This window comes from Streptomyces sp. DT190 (genome assembly GCF_049846985.1).
In the GTDB taxonomy this organism is placed as follows: domain Bacteria; phylum Actinomycetota; class Actinomycetes; order Streptomycetales; family Streptomycetaceae; genus Streptomyces.
In genome coordinates, this window is the sequence record NZ_JBNCNM010000001.1 from 44,534 (window position 1) to 70,520 (window position 25,987).

Genomic DNA, 25,987 nt, shown 5'->3' on the forward strand with positions numbered 1-25,987 from the left:
TGATCAGTCCCGGTTCTGTACGTGCTGGTAGCCGAAGCGGCCCTTGATGCAGAGGTTGCCGTGGGTCACCGGGTTGTCGTGCGGTGAGGTGACCTTCACGATCTCATTGTCCTGCACGTGCAGCGTCAGGTTGCAGCCCACTCCGCAGTACGCGCACACCGTGGTCGTCTCCGTCTGTCTCGACTCGTCCCAGGTACCCGCAGCGCGCATGTCGAACTCGGACTTGAACGACAGCGCGCCCGTGGGGCACACCTCGATGCAGTTCCCGCAGTACACGCACGCCGAGTCGGTCAGCGGCGCGTCGTGCTCCACGGCGATCCGCGCGTCGAAACCGCGCCCGGCGACCGAGATCGCGAAGGTGTTCTGCCACTGGTCGCCGCAGGCATCGACGCACTTGTAGCAGAGGATGCACTTGTCGTAGTCCCGCACGTACAGGTCGTTGTCGATCCTGCGCTCCTCGTCCAGCCGGGCCGCGTCCGGGCCGAAGCGGTCCGGCTTCGCCTCGTACTCCTTGAGCCACTCGGCGACCCGGGGCGTGGTCGACAGGTCGACGGAGGACGCCAGCAGCTCCAGGACGATCTTCCGGCTGTGCCGGGCGCGCTCGGTGTCCGTGCGGACCTCCATGCCCGGCTCGGCCCTGCGGGAGCAGGCCGGCACCAGGGTGCGGGCCCCCTCGACCTCGACGACACAGACCCGGCAGGCGTTCTTGGGCCGCAGGGTGTCGCCCTCGCACAGGGTCGGGATGTCCTTGCCCGCGGCCCGGCAGGCGTCCAGGATCGTCGAGCCCTCGGGGACCCGGGCCTGCTCACCGTCGATCGTGAACTCCAGCAGCCGGCGCGGGATCCCCAGCGGTGTGACGGTCATTCGTACGCCCCCAGACGGTCGATGGCGGATTCCACGGCGTTCCACGCGGTCTGGCCCAGACCGCAGATCGAGGCGTCCCGCATCGCGCGGCCGACCTCCCGCAGCAGGGCGATGTCGCCCGCCGCCGCCGCGCCCGTGCGCTCCGCGATCCGGTGCAGCGCCTCCTCCTGCCGCACGGTCCCGACCCGGCAGGGCACGCACTGCCCGCACGACTCGTCGCGGAAGAACTCGGCGATGCGCAGCAGCAGCCGGGGCAGGGGCACGCTGTCGTCGAAGGCCATCACGACCCCCGAGCCCAGGGTCGTGCCGGCCTCGCGCGTCCCCTCGAAGGTGAGCGGGATGTCCAGCTCGTCGGCGCGTACGAAGCCCCCCGCCGCGCCGCCGAGCAGCACCGCCCGCAGCCCGTCGCGCACCCCGGCCAGCGCGAGCACCTCGCCGAGCGTCGCCCCGAACGGCACCTCGTACACACCGGGCCGCGCCACGCTCCCCGACACGCAGAACAGCTTCGGTCCGGTCGAGCGCCCGGTGCCGATCGCGGCGTACGCGGGTGCGCCCATCGTCAGGACCGGCAGCACGTTGACCAGCGTCTCGACGTTGTTCTCCACCGTCGGCTTGCCGAACAGGCCCTTCTCCACGGGGAACGGCGGCTTGGAGCGCGGCTCGCCCCGGTAGCCCTCGATGGAGTTGAACAGGGCCGTCTCCTCGCCGCAGATGTAGGCGCCGGCGCCGCGCCGGATCTCGATGTCGAAGCCGTACCCCTGGCCGAGGACGTCGTCGCCGAGCAGGCCCCGGGCCCGGGCCTGCGTGATCGCGTGCTCCAGCCGGCGCAGGGCGCGCGGGTACTCGCCGCGCAGGTACAGGTAGCCCAGGTGGGCGCCGGTCGCGTACCCGGCGATCGTCATCGCCTCGACCAGCGCGTACGGGTCGCCCTCCATCAGCACCCGGTCCTTGAAGGTGCCCGGCTCGGACTCGTCGGCGTTGCAGACGAGGTAGTGCGGACGGTCCGGCTGCGACGCGGTGGCCTGCCACTTGCGGCCGGTGGGGAAGGCGGCCCCGCCGCGCCCGACCAGACCCGAGTCGGTGACCTCCCGGATGACGCCCGCCGGACCGAGCTCGAAGGCCCGGCGCAGGGCGCTGTAGCCGCCGTGGGCGCGGTAGTCGTCGAGGGACGCCGGGTCGGCCACGCCGATCCGGTGCAGCAGCATCAGGCCGTCCTGCCCGGCCTGGGGCACCGCCAGCGCGGCCGGTGGCTCCTCGGGCGCCGAGTCGGGGGCGCTCGCGGCGAGGACGGCCTGCGCCACGGTCGCCGGTGCCGACACCGCCGTACGGACCGGGTCACCGGCGCGGATCGCCAGTGCGGCCGGGGCGCGTTCGCACAGGCCCAGGCAGGGGCCGCGCTGCACGCTCACCCCGCTGCCGGGGCCGAGCCGCTCCTCGATCCCGGAGCACAGCTCCGGTGCCCCGGCCGCCGCGCACGCCAGGTCCGTGCACACGTGCAGCACGGTCGCCGGGCGCGGCTTGACGGAGAACAGGGCGTAGAACGTGGCGACCCCGTACGCCTCCGCCGGCGGCACCGTCAGACGCCGGCACAGGTAGTCGAGGGCACCGTCGCTGATCCAGCCGATCCGGTCGTTGATCGCGTGCAGCCCCGGCAACAGCAGGTCGCGGCGGTCCCGGGCCTCGCGTCCGCCCCGGGCCCACCGCAGATCGGCGGCCCGCATCTCGTCGCGGGCGGCGCCCTCCCAGGAGGACTCGGGGGGCCCGAGCAGGGCGTCCACGGCCGCCCGTTCCTCGTCCGTCGGTTTGCTGTCGCCGAAGTGCAGGTCCACGGTGCGTCACCCCACGATGGTCGCGATGGGCAGCTTCTCGATCCGGATCGCCGACGCCTTGAACTCCGCCGTCCCGGCGATCGGGCAGTTCGCCTCGATCGTGAGCGCGTTGGTGTCCACCTCGTCCGGGAAGTGCATGGTCATGAACGCGAGCCCGGGCCGCAGCGCGGGATCCACCCACACGGGCGCGGTCACCGACCCGCGCCGCGAGGTGACCTGCACCTGCTCGCCGACGACGACGCCGTAGTGCTCGGCGTCCTCCGGGCTCAGTTCGACGTACTCGCCGCGCCGCAGCGGGGAGGCGTAACCGCCGCTCTGTACACCGGTGTTGTACGAGTCCAGCCGCCGCCCGGTGGTGAGCCGGATCGGGTACCGCTCGTCGGTGAGGTCCACGGGCGGGTCGTGGTGCACGATCCCGAACGGCGCGAGACGCCCGCGCCGAGCGGGGTCGGGGTCCCACAACCGGCCGTGCAGATAGCTCGGTTCGAGAGCGTCGGTGCTGGGGCAGGGCCACTGGATGCCCTGGTGCTCCGCCAGGCGCTCGTACGTCATGCCGTGGTGGTCGGGGGAGAGCGACCGCAGTTCGTTCCACACGGTCTCGGCGTCGGCGTACTTCCAGTCGTGGCCGAGCCGGGCGGCCAGGTCGCAGAGGATGTCGATGTCCTCGCGGGCCTCGCCGGGCGGGGTCACGGCCCGGCGCACGCGCTGGACCCGCCGTTCGCTGTTGGTGGTGGTGCCCTCGGTCTCCGCCCAGCCGGCCGTGGCGGGCAGGACGACGTCCGCGAGCTCGGCCGTCCTGGTCAGGAAGATGTCCTGCACGACCAGGAAGTCCAGCGCCTGCAGCCGTCGTACGGCCTGCTCGCTGTCGGCCTCCGACTGGGCCGGGTTCTCGCCGATGCAGTAGACGGCCTTGAGATGGCCCTCCTCCATGGCCTCGAACATCTCCGTGAGGTTCAGGCCGTAGTGGGGCTGGATCACCGTGTCCCAGGCCGACTCGAACTTCAGCCGGGTGTCCGGGTCGAGGATGTCCTGGAAGCCCGGCAGGCGGTTGGGGATGGCGCCCATGTCGCCGCCGCCCTGCACGTTGTTCTGCCCGCGCAGGGGCTGCAGCCCGGAGCCGTAGCGGCCGACGTGCCCGGTGAGCAGGGACAGGTTGATCAGGGCGCGGACGTTGTCGGTGCCGTTGTGGTGCTCGGTGATGCCGAGCGTCCAGCACAGCTGGGCCCGCTCGGCCCGGGCGTAGGCGTGGGCCAGCTCCCTGATGGCGGCGGCCGGTACGCCCGTCACCTTCTCGGCGAGCGACGGCGTCCACGGCTCGACCAGGGCCCTGTACTCCTCGAAGCCGGTGGTGGCGCGCTCGACGAACGCCTCGTTGACGAGGCCCGCGTGGATGATCTCGCGGCCGATCGCGTGCGCCATCGGGATGTCCGTGCCGACGTTGAGGCCCAGCCAGCTCTCCGCCCACTCGGCGGTGGAGGTGCGGCGTGGATCGACCGCGTACATGCGCGCCCCGTTGCGGATCCCCTTCAGCACGTGCTGGAAGAAGATGGGGTGCGCGAAACGGGCGTTGGAGCCCCACATCACGATGACGTCGGTGTGCTCGATCTCCTCGTACGACGACGTCCCGCCGCCCGAGCCGAACGCCGCCGACAGCCCCGCCACGCTCGGGGCGTGGCAGGTGCGGTTGCAGGAGTCGACGTTGTTGGTGCCCATGACGACCCGGGCGAACTTCTGCGCCACGTAGTTCATCTCGTTGGTGGCGCGGGCGCAGGAGAACATGCCGAAGGCGCCGCGGTTGCGTTCGAGGCCCTCCGCCGCCCGGTCCAGCGCCTCCTCCCAGGTGGCCCGCCGGAACGGCTCGTCGCGGGAGTCCCGCACCAGCGGGTGCGTCAGCCGGGTGTAGGTCTTCGGTTGCCGCTTCCTCATATGAAGCTCCTGACGCTCCTCATGCGGCGCTCCTCAGCGCGAGCAGGTCCGAGATGGCGTGCACGGTGCGCAGGGTGGGCACCTCCACGCCGGTGATCTCCGCCAGCTCGACGACCGCGGCGAGCAGCACGTCGAGTTCGAGCGGCTTGCCGCGCTCCAGGTCCTGGAGCGTGGAGGTGCGGTGGTCGCCGACCCGCTCCGCGCCCGCCAGCCGGCGCTCGATGGAGACCCCGACCTCGCAGCCCAGGGCCTCGGCGACGGCCAGCGTCTCGGTCATCATGATCTCGATGACCCGGCGGGTGCCGCCGTGCAGGCACATCTGCCGCATGGTCGCGCGGGCCAGCGCGCTGATCGGGTTGAAGGAGATGTTGCCGAGCAGCTTGAGCCAGATGTCGTTGCGCAGGTCCGGCTCGACCGGGCACTTCAGCCCGCCCGCCTGCATGGCCTCGCTGAAGGCCGCGCAGCGGGCCGAGCGGCTGCGGTCGGGCTCGCCGACGGAGAACCGGGTGCCTTCCAGGTGCCGTACGACACCGGGTCCTTCCAGCTCGGTGGCCGCGTAGACCACGCAGCCGACGGCCCGTTCGGGCGCGAGCACCGCACTGACCGCGCCGTCCGGGTCCACGCTCTCGATCCGGTGGCCGTCGTAGGGACCGCCGTGCCGGTGGAAGTACCACCAGGGGATGCCGTTCTGAGCCGCCACGACGGCCGTGGTGCCGTGCAGCAGTGGCGCGATCAGCGGCCCGCACGCCGCGTACGCGTTGGCCTTCAGGCCCAGGAAGACGTAGTCGACCGGGCCGACCTCGGCCGGGTCGTCGGTCGCGTGCGGGTGCGCGGTGAAGTCGCCGCGGGGGCTGAGCACCCGGACTCCGTGCCGCCTCATGGCCGTCAGATGCGGTCCACGGGCGATGAGATGCACGTCGGCACCCGCGCGGTGGAGCGCGGCGCCGACGTAGGCGCCGATGGCACCGGCGCCGAGAACTGCGACTTTCATAACGAGGGAGCTCCGTTCGGTCGAGGGTACCGAGGAACTGCCGAGACTCTGTCGACGAAATATTGTCTACAGTATGGAAGTTGGGGCGGCAAGGGTCCGCGCACCGACCGTTCGGCGCAGACGGCATACCGCTCACCGCATACGGTCGACGCGCCGCCTTCTCAACCGCCCCACGGGTCCCTACCGTCCGGGGGTCATGAGTCCCCCCGTCGCGCCCGTGGGCTGGAGCCGCTGGCTCGTCCCGCCCGCCGCTCTGTCCGTACACCTCTCCATCGGCCAGGCCTACGCCTGGAGCGTGTTCAAGCCGCCCCTGGAGTCCGCCCTCGGGCTCAGCGGCACCCAGAGCGCGCTCCCCTTCCAGCTGGGCATCGTCATGCTGGGTCTGTCCGCCGCGTTCGGCGGCACGCTCGTGGAGCGCAAGGGCCCGCGCTGGGCGATGACCGTCGCCCTGGTCTGCTTCTCCTCCGGTTTCCTGCTCTCCGCGCTGGGCGCGTCCCTGGAGCAGTACTGGCTGATCGTCCTCGGCTACGGCTTCGTCGGCGGCATAGGCCTCGGCATCGGCTACATCTCACCGGTCTCCACCCTCATCAAGTGGTTCCCGGACCGGCCCGGCATGGCCACCGGCATCGCCATCATGGGCTTCGGCGGCGGCGCGCTCATCGCCTCGCCGTGGAGCGCCCAGATGCTGGAGTCCTTCGGGTCCGACAGCTCCGGCATCGCGCTGGCGTTCCTGGTGCACGGGCTGTCGTACGCCGTCTTCATGCTGCTGGGCGTGCTGCTGGTCCGGGTGCCGCGCACGGACAAGCCGGTGGAGAGCGGGCCGAGCCCGTCCGCCGGCCCGCAGGTCTCCGCGAACCGGGCCATCCGCACCCCTCAGTTCTGGTTCCTGTGGATCGTGCTCTGCATGAACGTCACCGCCGGCATCGGCATCCTGGAGAAGGCCGCGCCGATGATCACCGACTTCTTCGCGGACACCTCCACCCCGGTGTCGGTGACGGCCGCCGCCGGCTTCGTCGCCCTGCTGTCGGCGGCGAACATGGCCGGGCGCATCGGCTGGTCCTCCACCTCCGACCTCATCGGCCGCAAGAACATCTACCGCGTCTACCTCGGCGCCGGCGCGCTGATGTACACCCTGATCGCCCTGTTCGGCGACTCCTCCAAGCCCCTGTTCGTGCTGTGCGCGCTGGTCATCCTCTCCTTCTACGGCGGCGGCTTCGCGACGATCCCGGCGTACCTGAAGGACCTCTTCGGCACGTACCAGGTCGGGGCCATCCACGGGCGGCTGCTCACCGCCTGGTCCACGGCCGGGGTGCTCGGGCCGCTCATCGTGAACTGGATCGCCGACCGGCAGGAGGAGGCGGGCCGGCACGGCGCGTCCCTGTACGGGCTGTCCTTCGTCATCATGATCGGCCTGCTCGTCGTCGGCTTCGTCGCCAACGAACTCGTCCGACCCGTCGCCCCCCGTCACCACGTCACCGCCCCGAGGGAGGCCGCTCATGCCGAGCGACAGCAGTCAGAGCCCGCCTAGCGCCGACCGGCGGTGGCTGATCGCCCTGGCCTGGGTCTGGGTGGGCCTCCCGCTCGCCTACGGGCTGTACGAGCTGGTCCGCAAGGCGACGCAGCTGTTCACCGGGTAGCCGTTCGACAGGTGTCCGGGCGTCCGGGGTCCTGACGGAAGCCGACAACGAGGGCGCTCGTTTCCTGTCGTCTCGGCTGCCGTCGTACCCGCGAGTCACTGATCAGACTGGTGGATCCGCTACCCAAGGCAACGAGGGGGACCCACCCAATGAACGGCTCGCGCATCGCCGCCGTCGGCCACTACCAGCCCGCCAAGGTGCTCACCAACGAGGACCTGGCGGGCCTGGTGGACACCAGTGACGAGTGGATCAGGAGCCGGGTGGGGATCCGCACCCGCCACATCGCGGGCCCCGACGAGCCGGTCGACGAGCTCGCCGCGCACGCCGCGGCGAAGGCCCTCGCGGGCGCCGGGCTGGCCCCGTCCGACATCGACCTGGTGCTGGTCGCCACCTCCACCGCCGTCGACCGCTCGCCCAACACCGCCGCCCGGGTCGCGGCCCGGCTCGGCATCCCGCAGGCCGCGACCATGGACCTCAACGTGGTGTGCGCGGGCTTCACCCACGCCCTGGCCACCGCCGACCACGCCGTGCGCGCCGGGGGTTCCAGCCGGGCGCTGGTCATCGGCGCCGACAAGATGAGCGAGGTGACCGACTGGAGCGACCGCACCACGTGCGTGCTGGTCGGGGACGGGGCCGGGGCCGCGGTGGTGGAGGCCGCCGACGAGCCGGCGATCGGGCCCGTGCTGTGGGGCTCGGTGCCCGAGATGGGCCACGCCGTGCGGATCGAGGGCACCCCGCCGCGCTTCGCCCAGGAAGGGCAGAGCGTCTACCGCTGGGCGACGACCCAGCTGCCGCCCATCGCGCGCCGGGCGTGCGAGCGGGCCGGGCTGCAACCGGCGGACCTCGCCGCGGTCGTGCTGCACCAGGCGAACCTGCGCATCATCGAACCCCTCGCCGAGAAGATCGGCGCCGTGAACGCCGTCGTCGCGCGCGATGTCGTCGAGTCCGGCAACACCTCGGCGGCGAGCATCCCGCTGGCCCTGTCCAAGCTGGTGGAGCGGGGCGAGATCTCGACGGGCGACCCGGTCCTGCTGTTCGGCTTCGGCGGGAACCTCTCCTATGCCGGGCAGGTCGTCCGCTGCCCCTGATCCGGGCCGCGGTGTGACGCGGTCGACTCCCCGAAACCCTGGCTCTTGTGCGCCGTAGACTGTAGACGAAAGACAATCGATACTGACTCTGCGGCGACACCGGCGTCTTGCCGTGCCGTGCACGGCCCTGCCGAGGAGGGGGACCGCGATGCTGTCGACAGGCCTGCCCCAAGGGGCGGTACCCAAGCTGGAACGCCCGGGTCCGCTGCGCGACCGTGTCTACGAGGCACTCCTCGAACTCATCACCACCCGGGCCCTGCAGCCCGGCCAGCACCTGGTCGAGAGTGAACTCGCCGGGCACCTGGGGGTCTCCCGGCAGCCGGTGCGCGAGGCGCTGCAGCGGCTCAACACCGAGGGGTGGGTCGATCTGCGGCCCGCCCAGGGCGCCTTCGTGCACGAGCCGACGGAGGAGGAGGCCGACCAGCTCCTCACCGTCCGTACGCTCCTGGAGGCCGAGGCGGCCCGGCTCGCCGCGGCCAACGCCGACAGCGCCGGCATCGCCACCCTCGAAGCGCTGTGCGCGGAGGGCGAGAAGGCCGTCGAGGCCGACGACGTGGACGGGGCCGTCGCCATGAACGCGCGCTTCCACGCCAAGATCATGGAGCTGGCCGGCAACACGGTCCTCGCCGAACTCGCCGCCCAGGTCGACCGGCGCGTGCGCTGGTACTACACGCCGGTGGCCCGCCAGCGGGGCCACCAGTCCTGGATCGAGCACCGGGCGCTCATCGCCGCGGTCACCGCCCGGGACGAGCAGCGGGCCACCGAGCTGATGCGTGAACACACCGAGCACACACGCCGGTCGTACCACGCGCGGGCCCGTTCGTAGGGTCCGGCCGGCCGGCGACACCAGCTGATCCGCGCCGCCCGGGCCCGCGCCGCGCGGGCCGTCGGCATGGCCGTTCCCGTGCGGCGGCCGGGGCGTCGGCGCGCCCTTCTCCGTGCGTCGGCCGGGGCGTCGGCGCGCCCTTCTCCGTGCGTCGGCCGGGGCCTCGACATGCCCTTCTCCGTGTGCGGCCGGGGCCTCGGCATGCCCGTTTCCGCCCGTCGGACGGGCCGTCCGCGCCCGCCCGGGAGCACTCCCGTCCCCGTCTTTGTCCTCTGAGTGGAAAAAGTGAGGGGCAATTCCTGCGTGACTTCTTCCCACTCCCGGCAGCCGCTGCTACGTTCCCTCCGAAAGCAACGCCACCGCGGTGGCGGAAAACCGGCGCGCACAGGCCGATCGAGGCGGGGAGGGGCTCGTGAGACGTATGACCGCACGACCCGGAAACGCCCATCAGGCCCGACTGCTCAAACTGTTGCGCGACGGTGGCCCCAACTCCCGCGCCCAGCTGGGCGACCAGGTCGACCTCTCGCGGTCCAAGCTCGCCGTGGAGGTGGACCGGCTGCTGGAGACGGGGCTGGTCGTGGCCGACGGACTCGCCGCCTCGCGCGGCGGCCGCCGCTCCCACAACATCCGGCTCAACCCCGAACTCCGCTTCCTCGGCGTCGACATCGGCGCGACCTCGGTCGACGTCGCCGTCACCAACGCCGAGCTGGAGACCCTCGGGCACATCAACCACCCGATGGACGTGCGCGAAGGTCCGGTCGCGATCTTCGAGCAGGTCCTGGCCATGGCCGCGAAGCTGAGAGCCTCCGGGCTCGCGGAGGGGTTCGACGGCGCCGGCATCGGCGTCCCGGGCCCGGTCCGCTTCCCCGAGGGCGTCCCGGTGGCACCGCCGATCATGCCCGGCTGGGACGGCTTCCCCGTACGGGAGGCGCTCAGCCAGGAACTCGGCTGCCCGGTCATGGTCGACAACGACGTGAACCTGATGGCGATGGGGGAGCAGCACGCGGGCGTGGCCCGCACCGTCGCCGACTTCCTCTGCGTCAAGATCGGCACCGGCATCGGCTGCGGCATCGTCGTCGGCGGTGAGGTCTACCGCGGTACGACGGGCAGCGCCGGCGACATCGGGCACATCCAGGCCGTCCCCGACGGCCGCCCCTGCGCCTGCGGCAACCGGGGCTGCCTGGAGGCCCACTTCAGCGGCGCGGCCCTGGCCCGCGACGCCCTGGAGGCCGCCCAGCAGGGTCTGTCGGCCGAACTGGCGTCACGGCTGGAGACCAACGGCGACCTGAGCGCCGTGGACGTCGCCGCCGCGGCCGCCGCCGGTGACGCCACCGCCCTGGAACTGATCCGCGAGGGCGGCAACCGCACCGGCCAGGTCATCGCCGGCCTGGTCAGCTTCTTCAACCCGGGCCTGGTGGTGATCGGCGGCGGGGTGACCGGACTCGGCCACACCCTGCTCGCCGCGATCCGCACCCAGGTCTACCGCCAGTCGCTGCCCCTGGCGACCGGCAACCTGCCCATCGTCCTGGGCGAGTTGGGACCCGCCGCCGGAGTCATCGGCGCGGCCCGGCTCATCAGCGACCACCTGTTCTCTCCCGCGTAGCCCCGTCCTTCCCCGCGCAGTCCTGTCCTCCCCGTAGTCCTGCTCCTCTCCGTAGTCCTGCTCTCCCGCACGGTCCTGCTCTCCCGCGCCGTCCCGCACCTTCGCGCAGTCCTTCTCGACAGCACGGCTCACCAGCACAGCACCCTGCCTTGCTCTGCCCTGCCCTGAACCGGCCCGCACGCCCGCCAAGGGGACCTCATGGCACCAGAACCACCGCTGCTCAGCATGTCCGGCATCACCAAGTCGTTCCCCGGAGTCCGGGCCCTCGACGGCGTCGACCTCGACGTCGTGGCCGGCGAGGTGCACTGCCTGCTCGGCCAGAACGGCGCCGGCAAGTCGACCCTCATCAAGGTCCTGGCCGGCGCCCACCAGCCCGACACCGGCACCATCCGCTGGCGCGGCGAGGACGTCACCCTGCGCTCGCCGATCGCCGCCATGCGCCTCGGCATCGCCACCATCTACCAGGAACTCGACCTGGTGGAACACCTGTCGGTCGCCGAGAACGTCCACCTCGGACACGAGCCGACGGCCGCCGGCTTCGTCGTCCGGGGCAAGGCGGCCAGGGCCTCGACCGCCGCCCTGCTCAAACGGCTCGGCCACGCGGAGATCGACCCGGGCCGCCTGGTCGGGGAGCTCTCGGCCGCGCAGCAGCAGATCGTGTCCATGGCCCGGGCGCTCTCCCACGACGTGCGGCTCATCGTGATGGACGAGCCGTCCGCCGCCCTCGACCCGGACGAGGTCGACAACCTCTTCCGCATCGTCGGCGACCTGACCGCCGCCGGAGTCGCCGTCGTCTACATCTCGCACCGCCTGGAGGAGATCCGCCGCATCGGCGACCGGGTCACCGTCCTGAAGGACGGCCGCGCCGTGGCGAACGGACTGCCCGCGAAGTCGACCCCGACCCGCGAGGTCGTCGCCCTTATGACCGGCCGCAACGTCGAGTACGTCTTCCCGGAGCGGCCCGTCGCCCCGCCGCGCGCCGAACCCGTGCTGACGGTGCGAGGGCTGTCCCGCCAGGGGGAGTTCGAGACCCTCGACCTCGAGGTGCGGCCGGGCGAGATCGTCGGCCTGGCCGGACTCGTCGGCTCCGGCCGCTCCGAGATCCTGGAGACCGTCTACGGCGCCCGCAAACCGACGACCGGTCAGGTGCTGGTCGAGGGCCGGCCGTTGCGGCCCGGCAGCGTCCGCGCCGCCGTCCGCGCCGGGCTCGGCCTCGCCCCCGAGGAACGCAAGGCCCAGGCCCTGCTGATGCTGGAGTCCGTCACCCGCAACGTGTCGGTCTCCTCCATGTCCCGCTTCGCGCGCGCCGGGTGGATCGACCGGGGCGCCGAACTCGGCGCCGCCCGGGCCGCCACCCGCGAGCTGTCGCTGAGGCCCGACAACCCGTCCGTGCCGGTGCGCACCCTGTCGGGCGGCAACCAGCAGAAGGCCGTCCTGGCCCGCTGGCTGCTGCGCGGCTGCAAGGTGCTGCTGCTCGACGAACCCACCCGCGGCGTCGACGTCGGCGCCCGCGCCGAGCTCTACGCGGTCATCCGCCGCCTCGCCGACGAGGGCCTCGCCGTGCTGCTGGTCTCCAGCGAGGTGCCCGAGGTGCTCGGCCTCGCCGACCGTGTCCTGGTGCTGCGCGAGGGACGGGTCGTCCACACGGCCCCCGCGCGCGAACTCGACGAACACCGCGTACTCGACCTGGTCATGGAAGGAAGCCCGGCGTCATGACGCAGCCCGTCTCCCCGCCGCTGGACAGCAGCACCGACAAGGTGCCCCAGGCCCGGCCCCCGGCCTGGCGCGGCCTGCTGTTCCGCGCCGACGTCCGTACCCTGTCCCTGCTCGGCGTGCTCGCCGCGCTGGTCCTCATCGGCGGCATCACCAAGCCCGACGAGTTCCTCGACACCCGCAACCTGCAACTCGTCCTCACCCAGGCGTCCGTCATCGGCGTCGTCACCGTCGGCATGACCTTCGTCATCGTCTCCGGCGGCATCGACCTTTCGGTCGGCGCGATCGTCGCCCTCGCCTCCGTGTGGGCCACCACCGTCGCCACCCAGGAGTTCGGCTTCGCCGGCATCCTCTTCACGGCGATCGTCGTCGGGGTCGGCTGCGGCCTGGTCAACGGGGTGCTCATCGCCTACGGCGCGATGGTGCCGTTCATCGCCACCCTGGCCATGCTGGCCTCCGCCCGCGGCCTCGCCCTGCAGATCACCGACGGCAAGACGCAGATCGTCACCGTGCCGTCCGTGCTCGACCTCGGGGAGCGGGACGCCTACGTCCTCGGCATCCCGCCGCTGGTCATGGTGTTCGCCGTGGTCACGGTCATCGGCTGGCTGGTGCTCAACCGCACCACCTTCGGCCGCCGCACGGTCGCCGTCGGCGGCAACCCGGAGGCCGCCCGGCTCGCCGGCATCGACGTCCGCCGCCAGCGGCTCTACCTCTACCTGCTGTCCGGACTGTGCTGCGGCATCGCCGCCTTCCTGCTGATCATCCTGTCCGGCTCCGGCCAGAACACCAACGGCAACCTCTACGAACTCGACGCCATCGCCGCCGCCATCATCGGCGGCACCCTCCTCACCGGCGGCCGCGGCACCATCACCGGCTCCGTCCTCGGCGTCCTGATCTTCACCACGATCACCAACATCTTCGCCCTGAACAACCTGCAGAGCGACGTCCAGCAGATCGCCAAGGGCGCGATCATCGTCGCCGCCGTGCTGGTCCAGCGCCGTACCGCGAGCACGACCTGAGGAAAGGGTTCACCGCCATGCCAGAGATCACGAGCCGCAGAGGGCTGCTCTTCGGGGCCGCCGCCGTCTCCGCCGGTGCCCTCCTGACGGGGTGCACCAGCAACGAGCCGTCCGAGTCGAAGGACGAGCCGGCGGGCAACAACCAGCCGGCCGCCGACGACAAGCCCGGCAAGCAGGTCACCATCGGCTTCGCCGGACCGCAGGCCGACCACGGCTGGCTCAACGCCATCAACGACAACGCCAAGAACCGCGCCGAGAAGTACTCCGACGTCACCTTGGAGATCACCGAGGGCTCCAACGACACCGCCCAGCAGATCGGCCAGATCGAGACCCTCATCAACAAGAAGGTCGACGTCCTCGTCGTGCTCCCGGCCGACGGCAAGGCCCTCACCCAGGTCGGGTTGAAGGCGATGCGCGCCGGCATCCCGGTCATCAACCTGGACCGGATCTTCAACACCCCGCAGGCCTACCGCTGCTGGATCGGCGGCGACAACTACGGCATGGGCCTCAACGCCGGGCACTACATCGGCGAGAAGCTCAAGGACAAGCCCGACGCCCGCGTCATCGAACTCGCCGGCCTCGACAACCTGGAGCTCACCAAGCAGCGCACCAAGGGCTTCGACGACGCCCTGAAGAACTACCCCAACATCAAGAAGGTCGCCCGCCAGGCCGCCGAGTTCACCGTGGAGTCCGGGCAGGCCAAGATGGCCCAGCTGCTGCAGGCCCAGTCGAAGTTCGACGCGCTGTGGAACCACGACGACGACCAGGGCGTCGGAGCGCTGCGCGCCATCGAGCAGGCCGGGCGCGACGACTTCCTGATGGTCGGCGGCGCGGGCGCGCTGGCCGCGTTCCAGGCCATCAAAAAGGACGACGGCGTGCTCAAGGCGACCGTGCTGTACCCGCCGACCATGGCCGCCTCCGCGATCGACCTCGCCCGCGCCCTCGGCCAGGGCAAGGGCATCGGCGGCATGGCCGAGTTCGAGATCCCCGCCTCCCTCACGCTCTACTCGGCGGTCGTCGACAAGACCAACGTCGACCAGTACATGCCCACCGGCTTCCAGTGATCCCACCCGCACCCCCCACGTGCGCCACCCCGACCAGGACGAGGAGGACACCCGTATGGGACAGCCGCAAGCGCCGTCAGATGGGACCGAGGCAGGCAAACCACCCCTGCGCGTGGGCATGGTGGGTTACGCCTTCATGGGCGCCGCCCACTCGCAGGGCTGGCGCACCGCGGGCCGCGTCTTCGACCTGCCGCTGAACCCCGTGCAGGCCGTGATCTGCGGCCGGGACCGGTCCGCCGTGCAGACGGCGGCCGACCGGCACGGCTGGGCGTCCGTCGAGACCGACTGGCGTGCCCTCGTCGCCCGGGACGACGTCGACCTCGTCGACATCTGCACCCCCGGCGACAGCCACGCCGAGATCGCGCTGGCCGCCCTGGCCGCGGGCAAGCACGTGCTGTGCGAGAAGCCGCTCGCCAACACCGTCGCGGAGGCCACCTCGATGGCCCGGGCGGCCGAGGAGGCGTACGGGCGGGGGCAGGTGGCGATGGTCGGCTTCAACTACCGCCGGGTGCCGGCCACCGCCCAGGCCCGCCGGATGGTCGCCGAGGGCCGGCTCGGGCGGCTGCGGCACGTGCGCGTGACGTACCTCCAGGACTGGCTGGTGGACCCCGAGTTCCCGCTGACCTGGCGGCTGCGCAAGGAGCAGGCCGGCTCGGGCTCGCTGGGCGACCTGGGAGCGCACATCGTCGACCTCGCCCAGTACCTGGTCGGGGAGCCGCTGGCCGGGGTCTCCGCGCTGACGGAGACCTTCGTCCGGGAGCGGCCGCTGCCCACCGGCGCCAGCAGCGGACTGTCCTCCGTCTCGGCCGCGGGCAAGGGCGAGGTCACCGTGGACGACGCGGCCCTGTTCACGGCCCGCTTCCCCTCCGGCGCGATCGCCACCTTCGAGGCCACCCGCTACGCCACCGGCCGCAAGAACGCCCTGCGCATCGAGCTCAACGGCGAGCGCGGCTCGCTCGCCTTCGACCTGGAGCGGCTCAACGAGCTGTCCTTCCACGACGGCACCGAGCCGGGCGCGGAGGCGGGCTTCCGCCGCATCCTCGTCACCGAACCCGACCACCCCTACCTGGAGGCCTGGTGGCCGCCGGGCCACGGCCTCGGCTACGAGCACACCTTCGTCCACCAGGTCCGCGACCTCGTCCACGCCATCGCCGAGGGCCGCCGCCCCGAGCCCTCCTTCACCGACGGGCTCCAGGTGCAGCGGGTGCTCGCCGCGGTGGAGGAGAGCGCCGAGAAGAACTCCGTCTACACCCCGATCGCGGTCTGAGGAGGCCCCTTTCCATGCCGCGCACCTTCACGCTCTTCACCGGCCAGTGGGCGGACCTGCCCCTGGAGGAGGTCTGCCGCCTGGCCCGCGACTTCGGCTACGACGGCCTCGAACTCGCCTGCTGGGGCGACCACTTCGAAGTCGACAAGGCGCTGGAGGACCCCTCCTATGTGGAGTCCAGGCACCAGCTCCTCGACAAGTACGGCCTCAAATGCTGGGCGATCTCCAACCACCTGGTCGGCCAGGCCGTCTGCGACGCCATCATCGACGAACGGCACCAGGCGATCCTCCCGGCGGCGATCTGGGGCGACGGTGACCCGGAAGGGGTCCGGCAGCGGGCCGCCGAGCGCATGAAGGACACCGCGCGGGCCGCGGCCGCCTTCGGCGTCGACACCGTCATCGGCTTCACCGGCTCCGCCATCTGGCACCTCGTCGCCATGTTCCCGCCCGCGCCCGACGCGATGATCGAACGCGGCTACCAGGACTTCGCCGACCGCTGGAACCCGATCCTGGACGTCTTCGACGCCGAGGGCGTGCGGTTCGCGCACGAGGTCCACCCCAGCGAGATCGCCTACGACTACTGGACGACCCAGCGGGCCCTCGAAGCCGTCGACCGGCGCCCCGCCTTCGGCCTCAACTTCGACCCCTCGCACTTCGTGTGGCAGGACCTCGACCCGGTCGGCTTCCTGTGGGACTTCCGCGACCGCATCTATCACGTCGACTGCAAGGAGGCCCGCAAACGCCTCGACGGCCGCAACGGCCGGCTCGGCTCCCATCTGCCCTGGGGCGACCCGCGGCGCGGCTGGGACTTCGTCTCCGCCGGGCACGGTGACGTGCCCTGGGAGGACGTCTTCCGGATGCTGCGCTCCATCGACTACCAGGGCCCGGTCTCCGTCGAGTGGGAGGACGCCGGCATGGACCGGCTCCAGGGGGCACCCGAGGCGCTGACCCGCCTCAAGGCCTTCGACTTCGAACCCCCGAGCGCGTCCTTCGACGCGGCGTTCAACAGCTGAACCGCACACCCGGCCCAGGTCGGGGACGGGGACCGGCACCTCCCGCCGGTCCCCTCTCCGACCTGCCCGGATACCGCTTTGTCCTGCGCTGGGAGAAAGCTGAACCGATCCTGACGCAAGGGGTGTTCGCCCCGGACGGAGACGGTTACCGTCCTTGAAGTGTTCAGGACACACGCACCTCCGGGGTGACGGCGCACCCCGGCGCCCGCACCGCACGTCTTCGTACCCACCCCGTACGGCCCACCCGTTCCCGGAGGGACTTCGTGCACAGAACCAGCCCCACCCGCACCCGCACCCCCAGACGGCCCACCCTGCGCACCACCCTCGCCCTGTTCACCGGCCTGCTCCTGGCCGTGGGCACCCCCGCCACCGTCGCGGGCGCCCACCCCGGTCACCCGGAGCACGACGAACCGGCGGCCGCCGAGGGCCAGTTCCAGCAGGTTCCGCTCGCCAAGGGCGAGCCCGAGACGGGCGAGCCGATGTCGCTCGCCGTGCTCCCCGACCGCAGCGTCCTGCACACCTCGCGCGACGGCACGCTGCGCCTGACCGACCAGGGCGGCGTCACCAAGGTCGCCGGCAAGATCCCCGTCTACACCCATGACGAGGAAGGCCTCCAAGGCGTCGGCGTCGACCCGGACTTCAAGAACAACCGGGCGATCTACCTCTACTACGCCCCGCCGCTGGACACCCCCGCGGGCGACGCCCCGGAGACCGGCACCCCCGAGGACTTCAAGAAGTTCGACGGCGTCAACCGCCTCTCCCGCTTCACGCTGAACGCCAACGGCACGCTGAACCTGGCCAGCGAGAAGAAGGTCATCGACGTCGCGGCCTCCCGCGGACTGTGCTGCCACGTCGGCGGCGACATCGACTTCGACGCCGAGGGCAACCTCTACCTGTCCACCGGCGACGACACCAACCCCTTCGCCTCCGACGGCTACACCCCCATCGACGACCGGCCGGGCCGCAACCCGGCCTTCGACGCCCGCCGCAGCTCCGGCAACACCAACGACCTGCGCGGCAAGATCCTGCGCATCAAGGTCGCCGAGGACGGCTCCTACACGATCCCCGAGGGCAACCTCTTCGCCCCGGGCACCGACAAGACCCGCCCCGAGATCTACGCGATGGGCTTCCGCAACCCGTTCCGGATGAGCGTCGACGACAAGACGGGCATCGTCTACGTCGGCGACTACGGCCCCGACGCCGGCGCCGCCGACCCCGAGCGCGGCCCGGCCGGACAGGTCGAGTTCGCCAAGGTGACCAAGGCGGCCAACTTCGGCTGGCCGTTCTGCACCGGGAACAACGACGCCTACGTCGACTACGACTTCGCCACCAAGGAGTCCGGCGCGAAGTTCGACTGCGCCGCCCCGAAGAACACCTCCCCGCACAACACGGGCCTGGTCGACCTGCCGCCCGCGCAGGCCGCCTGGATCCCGTACGACGGCGGCTCCGTGCCCGAGTTCGGCACCGGCTCCGAGTCCCCGATGGCCGGCCCGGTCTACCGCTACGACCCCGAACTCGACTCCAGCGTGAAGTTCCCCGAGGCCTACGACGGCGACTTCTTCGCCGGTGAGTTCGGCCGCCGCTGGATCAAGCGGATCGAGCAGACCGGGGACGGGGCGGTCGCGAAGATCAACGACTTCCCCTGGACCGGCACCCAGATCATGGACATGGAGTTCGGCCCCGACGGCGCGCTCTACGTCCTCGACTACGGCGTCTCCTGGTTCCAGGGCGACGAGCACTCCGCGCTGTACCGGATCGAGAACGCCGAGGACGGCTTCTCCCCGATCGCCGAGGTGAGCGCCGACAAGACGTCCGGAGCGGCCGGGCTGAAGGTCACCTTCACCGGGTCCGCCAAGGACGCCGACTCGACCGACCTCACCTACAGCTGGGACTTCGGCGACGGCACCAAGGGCGAGGGCCTCAACCCCACCCACCGGTACAAGAAGGCCGGCACCTACAGCGCCACCTTCACCGCCAAGGACCCCGAGGGCAACACGGGCAACGCCAGCGTCCGGATCGTGGTCGGCAACACCGAGCCCAAGGTGACGATCGAGACCCCGGCCAACGGCACCCTGGCCGCCTTCGGCCAGCCCGTCCCCTTCAAGGTGAAGGTCACCGATCCCGAGGAGACCGTCGACTGCTCCAAGGTCAAGGTCACCTACAGCCTCGGCCACGACTCCCACGCCCACGAACTGACCAGCGAGATGGGCTGCGAGGGCACCCTGAAGCCGCCGCCCGGTGACGGCGGCCACGACCCCAACGCCAACATCTACGGCGTCGTCGGCGCCAGCTACACCGACGGCGGCGCGAACGGCCAGGAGGAGCTGACGGGCACCGCCCGCACCGTCCTGCAGCCGCTGCACCGCCAGGGCGAGCACTTCACCACCCAGTCCGGCGTGTCCGTCATCGACAAGACCGGCGCCCACGGCGGCAAGACCGTCGGCGACATCAGCGACGGCGACTGGATCTCCTTCACCCCCTACCGGTTCGACGGCCAGAAGAAGCTGACCGTACGGGCCTCCTCCGGCGGCGCGGGCGGTTTCGTCGAGCTGCGCACCGGCTCGCCCGAGGGACCGCTGCACGGCTCGGCGTACATCCCGCCGACCGGCGGCTGGGAGACGTTCCAGAACGTCGACGTGCCGCTGCGGTCGCTGCCGAAGAAGACCACCGACATCTACCTGGTCTTCAAGGGCGGCGAGGGCGCGCTGTTCGACGTGGACGACTTCGAGTTCTCCAAGGAGCCGTTCAAGGGCGGCAGGAAGGTCCTGGTCTTCTCCAAGACCGCCGGCTTCCGCCACGACTCCATCCCGGCCGGCATCGCCGCACTGAAGGAGCTCGGCGGCCCGGCCGGCATCACGGTCGACGCGACCGAGGAGGCCCGTCAGTTCACCACCACCAACCTCGCCAAATACGACGCCGTGGCCTTCCTGTCCACCACCGGCGACGTCCTCAACGCCGAGCAGCAGAAGGCGTTCGAGGACTACGTGGCCGGCGGCGGCGGGTACATGGGCATCCACGCGGCGGCCGACACCGAGTACGACTGGGAGTTCTACGGCGGCCTCGTCGGCGCCTACTTCCACTCGCACCCGGCCATCCAGAAGGCCACCGTCCGCGTCGAGGACCACGACCACCCGTCCACCGCGCACCTGGGTGACGCCTGGGAGCGCACCGACGAGTGGTACAACTACCGCACCAACCCGCGCGAGCAGGCCAAGGTCCTCGCCACCCTGGACGAGACCACCTACCAGGGCGGCACCATGAAGGGCGACCACCCGATCGCCTGGTGCCAGAGCTACGGCGGCGGCCGGTCCTTCTACACCGGCGGTGGCCACACCAAGGAGTCCTACACCGACGAGGCCTTCCGCGCCCACCTGCTCGGCGGCCTGCAGTACGCCACCGGCCAGGTCAAGGCGGACTGCAAGCCGGGCAAGGACTACCGGAAGATCTTCAACGGCCAGACCCTGGACGGCTGGAAGCAGGCCGGCCCCGGCAAGTTCGTCGTCAAGGACGGCGTGATGGAGTCCGAGGGCGGCATGGGCCTGCTCTGGTACCAGGCCAAGGAACTCAAGTCGTACTCCCTCAAGCTCGACTGGAAGATGCGGGGCGACGACAACTCCGGGATCTTCGTGGGCTTCCCCGCCTCCGACGACCCCTGGTCCGCGGTGAACAAGGGCTACGAGATCCAGATCGACGCCACGGACGCCGCCGACCGCACCACGGGCTCGGTCTACTCCTTCAAGTCGGCCAACATCAAGGCCCGTGACCAGGTTCTGCGGCCGCCCGGCCAGTGGAACTCCTACGAGATCAAGGTCCAGGGCGAACGCCTCCAGGTGTTCCTCAACGGAGTCAAGATCAACGACTTCACCAACAAGGACCCCCAGCGGAGCCTGACCGACGGCTACATCGGCCTGCAGAACCACGGCGCCGACGACCAGGTCTCCTTCCGCAACATCCAGCTCAAGGAACTGCCCGTCCAGGGCCAGTGAACGGCGGCGGGCGGGGGACGCCGGACCCCCGCCCGCCGTCTCCCCCCTCCCCCCGGGTTCGCGCACGACCAGGAGGCTGCCCATGTCCGCGTCCCTCTCCCGACCGCGTGTGGGGGTGTGGCTGATCGGAGCCCGAGGCTCCGTCGCCACCACCGTCGTCACGGGGTGCGCCGCCGTCACCGCGGGACTGCACCCGCCCACCGGCATGGTGACCGAGACCCCCGCGTTCTCCGACAGCGGCCTGCCGGCCCTGTCCGACCTCGTCTTCGGCGGCCACGACACCCTCGACTGCCCGCTGCCCAAGCGCGCCGAGACCCTGACCGCCGGCGGCGTCCTGCCCCCCGGCGTGGCCACCGCCGTCGGCGCCGAACTCGGCGCCGCCGACCGGGAGATCCGCCCCGGCGGCCCCACGCCCGGCGACACCCGCAGCGAGGCCGACCTGATCGCGGCCTTCACCCACGACATCCGCGACTTCACCCGCCGCCACGCACTGGAGCGGACCGTGGTGGTGAACGTCGCCTCCACCGAACCCGCCTCCCAGGGCCCCGGCGCCCCGCTCCCGGCCAGCACCCTGTACGCCCTGGCCGCCCTGCGCGCGGGCTGCCCCTACGTCAACTTCACCCCCTCCGAGGGCATGCACCACCCCGTAGCCGCCCGCGAGGCCGAAGGGAGCGGCCTGCCCTTCGCCGGCCGGGACGGCAAGACCGGGCAGACCCTGCTGCGGGCCGTGCTGGGCCCGATGTTCGCGCAGCGCGCCCTGCGGGTCCGGGCCTGGTCCGGCACGAACCTGCTCGGCGGCGGAGACGGCGCCGCCCTGGCCGACCCGGCCGCGGCCGCCGCGAAGAACGCCGGCAAGGAACGCGTCCTCGCCGACACCCTCGGCGGCGTCCCCGAGGGCGAGGTGCACATCGACGACGTGCCCGCCCTCGGCGACTGGAAGACCGCCTGGGACCACATCGCCTTCGACGGTTTCCTCGGCACCCGCATGGTCCTGCAGACCATCTGGCAGGGCTGCGACTCGGCACTGGCGGCCCCCCTGGTGCTCGACCTCGCCCGGCTGACCGCCCGCGCCCACGAGACGGGCTTGTCCGGCCCGCTCGACGCCCTCGGGTTCTACTTCAAGGACCCGGTGGGACGGGGACCCGCGGGCCTGTCCGAGCAGTACGAGGAACTGGTCCGGTTCGGGCGGGGGCTGGGGCGGGCCGGGGCAGCGGGCGACGGGACAGGGCCGGGGGAGCGGTCCGGCACGGGGGAGCGGTCCGGCACATCGGGAGAAGCACTGTGACCCTGCGCGAGAACCCGTGCGCGTGCACCGCCGGCCCGCCCACGGCCGGCGGTGAGGGCGGCGCGCACCACAAGGCCTCCTGCCCGTCCTCGTCGTCGGCGGCGGGCGGGCCGGCGGACGGGCGCACCGCCGGGGCGTCCGTGGCCGACGGCGACCGCACGGCAAGCGACACGGGCCTCGGTGCGGGCACGGGCAGGACTCCGGGCGTGAGGGTGGGCACGGACACGGCTCTCGGCGCGGGCACCGGTATGGCCCTTGGCGTGGGCGCGGGCACCGGCATCGCCCTTGGCGCGGGCACGGGCGCGGCTCTCGGCCTGGGCAGCGGCTCGGCCCGCGTGGGCACCGGCCGCCGCTCGCGCACGCGGCGCGCGTGGGCCGAACTCCTGCGGCTGCCGGCCCTGTTCAGCGTCCCCGGCGACGCCCTGGCCGGCGCGGCCGCGGCCGGGGCGCGGCCCGGCGCCCGCACCCTGCTGGCCATCGGTTCCTCCCTCTGCCTCTACGAGGCCGGCATGGCCCTCAACGACTGGGCGGACCGGAACATCGACGCCGTCGAACGCCCGCACCGCCCCCTGCCGTCCGGCCGCATCCGCCCCGCCGCCGCACTCACGGCGGCCTGCGCGCTCACCGGGGCAGGACTCGCCCTGGCCGCCCGCGCCGGACGACCGGCCCTGGCCGTGGCCGCACCCCTGGCGGTCACCGTCTGGGCATACGACCTCGGCCTGAAGCACACCCCGGCCGGCCCTCTGGCCATGGGGGCCGCCCGGGGCCTGGACCTGCTCCTGGGAGCCGCGGCCACCACCGGCCGCCCCGGCCCGGCCCTGCCCTCCGCCGCCCTCCTCGGCACCCACACCGTCGCCGTGACGACGGTCTCCCGCCACGAGGCCCAGGGCGGCGCACCCCTGGCCCCACTGGCGGCCCTCGCGACGACCGCCCTGCTGACCCGTCTGGTGACGCACCGATCCGCGAGGCCGGCGCCCGGCCGACCGCCGGCGGACACGCTCGGGGCGTCGGGCCCTCGATCCGTCCGGGATCCCTCCGGGCGTCCGTCCGCGTCGACCCTGCTCACCGGCGCTTGCGCGGCCGCCTACGCCGCGACCGCCGCCCGCCCGTACGTCCACGCCGCCCTGAATCCCTCACCTCCGCTCACCCAACGCGCCGTCGGCGCAGGCATACGCGCCACGATTCCCCTCCAGGCCGCTCTCACCGCGCGCGCCCGGGGCACGGCCGGAGCGCTCCTCATCGCCGCCCTCGCCCCCATGGGAGCCAAGTTCGCGAAGAAGGTGAGCGTCACGTGAGCTCACGGAGTCCTGCCCTCGGCGCCCTCCCCGCCCTCCGTTTCGGCTACGGCACCAACGGTCTCACCGACCTGCGTCTCGACGACGCGCTCCGCCTCCTCGCCGACCTCGGCTACGACGGCGTCGGCCTGACCCTCGACCACATGCACCTCGACCCGCTCGCCCCCGACCTCGCCGACCGCACCCGCCGTGTCGCGCACCGGCTGGACGCGCTGGGCCTGGGCGTCACCGTGGAGACCGGCGCCCGCTATGTGCTCGACCCGCGGCGCAAGCACGGCCCGTCCCTGCTCGACCCGGACCCCGACGACCGGGCCCGCCGCGTCGACCTCCTCGTCCGGGCCGTGCGCGTCGCCGCCGACCTCGGCGCCCACGCGGTGCACTGCTTCAGCGGCATCGTCCCGGAGGGCACCGACTCCGGCACCGCCTGGAAACGCCTCACCGAGACCCTCACCCCCGTCCTGGACGCCGCCGCCGACGCCGGCATCCCGCTCGCCGTCGAACCCGAACCCGGCCACCTCCTCGCCACCCTCGCCGACTTCCACCACCTGCGCCGCGCCCTCGGCGACCCCGAGCCGCTCGGCCTGACCCTCGACATCGGCCACTGCCAGTGCCTCGAACCCCGCCCGCCGGCCGACTGCGTGCGGGAGGCCGGACCCTGGCTGCGGCACGTCCAGATCGAGGACATGCGGCGCGGCGTCCACGAGCACCTGCCCTTCGGGGACGGGGAGATCGACTTCCCGCCGGTCCTGGCGGCCCTCGCCGCCACCGGCTACCAGGGCCTGACCGTCGTCGAACTGCCCCGCCACTCCCACGCGGGCCCGCACTTCGCCGCCCACTCCCTGCCCTTCCTCCGCCACGCCGAGCGCGCCGCGGCCACCGCGCCGCCGTCCCCCGCTCCGGCCCTCCAGCAGGCCGCGCCACCCCACGGCGCTCCCTCCACCACCCCTGAAGGGAGCAGCACCCCATGACCCACCACCGCGCCACACCCACGGCGAGAACCGAGAACACCGCTCCCCCCGCCCCCCTGCCCCCACTCGCCGAGCTCCGCCACCGCCTGACCGCCGAACTCGACGAGCCCGCCCGTACCTGGCTGGAGCGCGCCCTGGACGAGGCCGCCGCCCATCCCGGCATCCACGGGCCCATCTCCGCCTGGGAGCTGCGTCTCGCCGAGGCCGGCCGCCGCTGCGGGCCCGCGCACGCCGACACCGCACGCGTCCTCATCCTGCACGCGGCCCGGGCCGGCACCGAGGCCCTGACCCGCGTGTACTTCCAGGGCACCGCCGACGAGCGCCGCGCCGTCCTGCACGCCCTGCCCCACCTCGTGCCCGGGCCCGCCGCCCTGCCGCTCGTCGAGGACGCCCTGCGCACCAACGACACCCGGCTTCTCGCCGCCGCCGTCGGCCCGTACGCCGCCCGGCACCTGGATGCCCACGCCTGGCGGCACGCCGTGCTGAAGTGCCTGTTCACCGGCGTGTCCGTCGAGCAGGTGGCGGAGCTGCCCCGGCGGGCCCGCGGCGACGGCGAACTCGCCCGGATGCTGGGCGACTACGCCGCCGAACGCACGGCCGCCGGCCGGCCCGTCCCCGAGGACCTGTACCGCGTCCTGGACCTGACCGAGTCCGCGACCGCCGCCCCGGGCCCGGACCACCCCCACGGCAAGGAGTCCTGATGCGCATCTTCGACCCCCACATCCACATGACCTCCCGGACCACCGACGACTACGAGGCCATGTACGCCGCCGGCGTCCGCGCCGTCGTGGAGCCCGCCTTCTGGCTCGGGCAGCCCCGCACCTCGCCCGCCTCCTTCCGCGACTACTTCGACGCCCTGCTCGGCTGGGAGCCCTTCCGCGCCGCCCAGTACGGCATCGCCCACCACTGCACGATCGCCCTCAACCCCAAGGAGGCGAACGACCCGCGCTGCGTGCCCGTCCTCGACGAACTGCCCCGCTATCTCGTCAAGGACAACGTCGTCGCCGTCGGCGAGATCGGCTACGACTCGATGACCCCCGCCGAGGACACCGCCCTCGCCGCGCAGCTGCAGCTCGCCGCCGACCACGGCCTGCCCGCCCTGGTGCACACCCCGCACCGCGACAAGCTCGCCGGGCTGCGCCGCACCCTCGACGTCGTCCGGGAGTCCGCCCTGCCCGCCGAACGCGTCCTGGTCGACCACCTCAACGAGACCACCGTCAAGGAGGCCAAGGACAGCGGCTGCTGGCTGGGCTTCTCCGTCTACCCGGACACCAAGATGGACGAGGAGCGGATGGTCGCGATCCTGCGCGCCTACGGCCCCGAGCAGGTCCTGGTCAACTCCGCCGCCGACTGGGGCAGGAGCGACCCCCTCAAGACCCGCAAGGTCGCCGACCTGATGCTCGCCGAGGGCTTCGACGAGGACACCGTCGACCAGGTGCTGTGGCGCAACCCCGTCGCCTTCTACGGACTCAGCGGCCGGCTGAACCTCGACGTCACCGGCACCGAGGCCACCCACGAGGGCAACTCCATCCTGCGCGGCGCCCCGAAGGACCCGCACGAGCCGGTCCCCGGGCCCGGGGACACCGCCGGCGTCCCCGCCGCGGGGGCGTGAG

20 protein-coding genes are annotated in these 25,987 nt (G+C 72.3%); 16 read left to right on the forward strand and 4 right to left on the reverse strand.

Features of this window, described 5'->3' with window-relative positions; translation table 11 throughout:
* Positions 1-3: 3 nt before the first annotated feature.
* From ACPXCS_RS00195 to ACPXCS_RS00210, 4 genes are read right to left on the reverse strand one after another with little or no spacing between them, the layout of a single operon-like run.
* A complete protein-coding gene (locus tag ACPXCS_RS00195; protein WP_425945807.1) occupies positions 4-864 on the reverse strand; it encodes a 2Fe-2S iron-sulfur cluster-binding protein in 861 nt (286 codons plus the stop codon).
* On the reverse strand, positions 861-2,693 hold the full coding sequence (locus ACPXCS_RS00200; RefSeq protein WP_425945808.1) for an NADH-ubiquinone oxidoreductase-F iron-sulfur binding region domain-containing protein: 1,833 nt from the start codon (positions 2,691-2,693) through the stop codon (positions 861-863). The genes ACPXCS_RS00195 and ACPXCS_RS00200 overlap by 4 nt, the downstream gene beginning before the upstream one ends.
* Before the next feature lie 6 nt (positions 2,694-2,699).
* Positions 2,700-4,619 (reverse strand): molybdopterin oxidoreductase family protein, encoded by a 1,920-nt coding sequence (locus ACPXCS_RS00205; RefSeq protein ID WP_425945809.1) that lies wholly within the window; start codon positions 4,617-4,619, stop codon positions 2,700-2,702.
* A gap of 19 nt (positions 4,620-4,638) precedes the next feature.
* Complete coding sequence (locus ACPXCS_RS00210) at positions 4,639-5,610, reverse strand: 2-dehydropantoate 2-reductase (RefSeq protein WP_425945810.1); 972 nt, start codon at positions 5,608-5,610, stop codon at positions 4,639-4,641.
* A gap of 196 nt (positions 5,611-5,806) precedes the next feature.
* Here ACPXCS_RS00210 and ACPXCS_RS00215 point away from each other — a divergent pair, with 196 nt between their 5' ends.
* The 16 genes from ACPXCS_RS00215 (at position 5,807) to ACPXCS_RS00290 (ending at position 25,986) form a co-directional block, all read left to right on the forward strand.
* On the forward strand, positions 5,807-7,138 hold the full coding sequence (locus ACPXCS_RS00215) for an OFA family MFS transporter (protein WP_425945812.1): 1,332 nt from the start codon (positions 5,807-5,809) through the stop codon (positions 7,136-7,138).
* A complete protein-coding gene (locus ACPXCS_RS00220) occupies positions 7,107-7,247 on the forward strand; it encodes an MFS transporter small subunit (protein ID WP_425945813.1) in 141 nt (46 codons plus the stop codon). The genes ACPXCS_RS00215 and ACPXCS_RS00220 overlap by 32 nt, the downstream gene beginning before the upstream one ends.
* Before the next feature lie 149 nt (positions 7,248-7,396).
* A complete protein-coding gene (locus tag ACPXCS_RS00225; protein ID WP_425945814.1) occupies positions 7,397-8,335 on the forward strand; it encodes a beta-ketoacyl-ACP synthase III in 939 nt (312 codons plus the stop codon).
* Between the two features lie 148 nt (positions 8,336-8,483).
* The gene (locus ACPXCS_RS00230) at positions 8,484-9,161 is read left to right on the forward strand and encodes a GntR family transcriptional regulator (RefSeq protein ID WP_425945815.1); all 678 of its coding nucleotides are present in this window, start codon (positions 8,484-8,486) and stop codon (positions 9,159-9,161) included.
* A gap of 421 nt (positions 9,162-9,582) precedes the next feature.
* On the forward strand, positions 9,583-10,764 hold the full coding sequence (locus ACPXCS_RS00235; protein ID WP_425945816.1) for an ROK family protein: 1,182 nt from the start codon (positions 9,583-9,585) through the stop codon (positions 10,762-10,764).
* 198 nt (positions 10,765-10,962) lie between these two features.
* Positions 10,963-12,480: a sugar ABC transporter ATP-binding protein gene (locus tag ACPXCS_RS00240; protein ID WP_425945817.1), complete on the forward strand. Its 1,518-nt coding sequence runs from the start codon at positions 10,963-10,965 to the stop codon at positions 12,478-12,480.
* On the forward strand, positions 12,477-13,496 hold the full coding sequence (locus ACPXCS_RS00245; RefSeq protein ID WP_425945818.1) for an ABC transporter permease: 1,020 nt from the start codon (positions 12,477-12,479) through the stop codon (positions 13,494-13,496). The genes ACPXCS_RS00240 and ACPXCS_RS00245 overlap by 4 nt, the downstream gene beginning before the upstream one ends.
* 17 nt (positions 13,497-13,513) lie before the next feature.
* Positions 13,514-14,560 carry a substrate-binding domain-containing protein gene (locus ACPXCS_RS00250; protein ID WP_425945819.1) on the forward strand — a complete coding sequence of 349 codons (1,047 nt, stop codon included), beginning with the start codon at positions 13,514-13,516 and terminating at the stop codon, positions 14,558-14,560.
* Positions 14,561-14,615: 55 nt separating this feature from the next.
* On the forward strand, positions 14,616-15,827 hold the full coding sequence (locus ACPXCS_RS00255) for a Gfo/Idh/MocA family protein (RefSeq protein ID WP_425945820.1): 1,212 nt from the start codon (positions 14,616-14,618) through the stop codon (positions 15,825-15,827).
* Positions 15,828-15,841: 14 nt separating this feature from the next.
* Entirely contained in the window at positions 15,842-16,840 is a 999-nt protein-coding gene (locus tag ACPXCS_RS00260) for a sugar phosphate isomerase/epimerase family protein (RefSeq protein ID WP_425945821.1), read from the forward strand.
* A 263-nt stretch (positions 16,841-17,103) separates the two neighbouring features.
* The gene (locus ACPXCS_RS00265) at positions 17,104-20,826 is read left to right on the forward strand and encodes a ThuA domain-containing protein (protein ID WP_425945822.1); all 3,723 of its coding nucleotides are present in this window, start codon (positions 17,104-17,106) and stop codon (positions 20,824-20,826) included.
* Positions 20,827-20,908: 82 nt separating this feature from the next.
* The gene (locus ACPXCS_RS00270) at positions 20,909-22,111 is read left to right on the forward strand and encodes an inositol-3-phosphate synthase (protein ID WP_425945823.1); all 1,203 of its coding nucleotides are present in this window, start codon (positions 20,909-20,911) and stop codon (positions 22,109-22,111) included.
* A 248-nt stretch (positions 22,112-22,359) separates the two neighbouring features.
* Complete coding sequence (locus ACPXCS_RS00275) at positions 22,360-23,406, forward strand: SCO3242 family prenyltransferase (RefSeq protein WP_425946107.1); 1,047 nt, start codon at positions 22,360-22,362, stop codon at positions 23,404-23,406.
* Complete coding sequence (locus ACPXCS_RS00280; protein WP_425945824.1) at positions 23,403-24,374, forward strand: sugar phosphate isomerase/epimerase family protein; 972 nt, start codon at positions 23,403-23,405, stop codon at positions 24,372-24,374. Before ACPXCS_RS00275 ends, ACPXCS_RS00280 begins: the two co-directional genes overlap by 4 nt.
* Positions 24,371-25,075, forward strand: a complete 705-nt coding sequence (locus ACPXCS_RS00285) for an EboA domain-containing protein (RefSeq protein WP_425945825.1) — start codon at positions 24,371-24,373, stop codon at positions 25,073-25,075. The genes ACPXCS_RS00280 and ACPXCS_RS00285 overlap by 4 nt, the downstream gene beginning before the upstream one ends.
* Positions 25,075-25,986, forward strand: a complete 912-nt coding sequence (locus tag ACPXCS_RS00290; RefSeq protein WP_425945826.1) for a TatD family hydrolase — start codon at positions 25,075-25,077, stop codon at positions 25,984-25,986. Before ACPXCS_RS00285 ends, ACPXCS_RS00290 begins: the two co-directional genes overlap by 1 nt.
* The last annotated feature ends 1 nt before the right edge of the window (position 25,987 follow it).

Bases quoted from the DNA above. Each gene is read 5' to 3' on its own strand.
- ACPXCS_RS00195 (WP_425945807.1), bottom strand. From the start codon at position 864: ATGACCGTCACACCGCTGGGGATCCCGCGCCGGCTGCTGGAGTTCACG.
- ACPXCS_RS00205 (WP_425945809.1), bottom strand. From the start codon at position 4,619: ATGAGGAAGCGGCAACCGAAGACCTACACCCGGCTGACGCACCCGCTG.
- ACPXCS_RS00210 (WP_425945810.1), bottom strand. From the start codon at position 5,610: ATGAAAGTCGCAGTTCTCGGCGCCGGTGCCATCGGCGCCTACGTCGGC.
- ACPXCS_RS00215 (WP_425945812.1), top strand. From the start codon at position 5,807: ATGAGTCCCCCCGTCGCGCCCGTGGGCTGGAGCCGCTGGCTCGTCCCG.
- ACPXCS_RS00220 (WP_425945813.1), top strand. From the start codon at position 7,107: ATGCCGAGCGACAGCAGTCAGAGCCCGCCTAGCGCCGACCGGCGGTGG.
- ACPXCS_RS00225 (WP_425945814.1), top strand. From the start codon at position 7,397: ATGAACGGCTCGCGCATCGCCGCCGTCGGCCACTACCAGCCCGCCAAG.
- ACPXCS_RS00230 (WP_425945815.1), top strand. From the start codon at position 8,484: ATGCTGTCGACAGGCCTGCCCCAAGGGGCGGTACCCAAGCTGGAACGC.
- ACPXCS_RS00235 (WP_425945816.1), top strand. From the start codon at position 9,583: ATGACCGCACGACCCGGAAACGCCCATCAGGCCCGACTGCTCAAACTG.
- ACPXCS_RS00240 (WP_425945817.1), top strand. From the start codon at position 10,963: ATGGCACCAGAACCACCGCTGCTCAGCATGTCCGGCATCACCAAGTCG.
- ACPXCS_RS00245 (WP_425945818.1), top strand. From the start codon at position 12,477: ATGACGCAGCCCGTCTCCCCGCCGCTGGACAGCAGCACCGACAAGGTG.
- ACPXCS_RS00250 (WP_425945819.1), top strand. From the start codon at position 13,514: ATGCCAGAGATCACGAGCCGCAGAGGGCTGCTCTTCGGGGCCGCCGCC.
- ACPXCS_RS00255 (WP_425945820.1), top strand. From the start codon at position 14,616: ATGGGACAGCCGCAAGCGCCGTCAGATGGGACCGAGGCAGGCAAACCA.
- ACPXCS_RS00260 (WP_425945821.1), top strand. From the start codon at position 15,842: ATGCCGCGCACCTTCACGCTCTTCACCGGCCAGTGGGCGGACCTGCCC.
- ACPXCS_RS00270 (WP_425945823.1), top strand. From the start codon at position 20,909: ATGTCCGCGTCCCTCTCCCGACCGCGTGTGGGGGTGTGGCTGATCGGA.
- ACPXCS_RS00275 (WP_425946107.1), top strand. From the start codon at position 22,360: ATGGCCCTTGGCGTGGGCGCGGGCACCGGCATCGCCCTTGGCGCGGGC.
- ACPXCS_RS00285 (WP_425945825.1), top strand. From the start codon at position 24,371: ATGACCCACCACCGCGCCACACCCACGGCGAGAACCGAGAACACCGCT.
- ACPXCS_RS00290 (WP_425945826.1), top strand. From the start codon at position 25,075: ATGCGCATCTTCGACCCCCACATCCACATGACCTCCCGGACCACCGAC.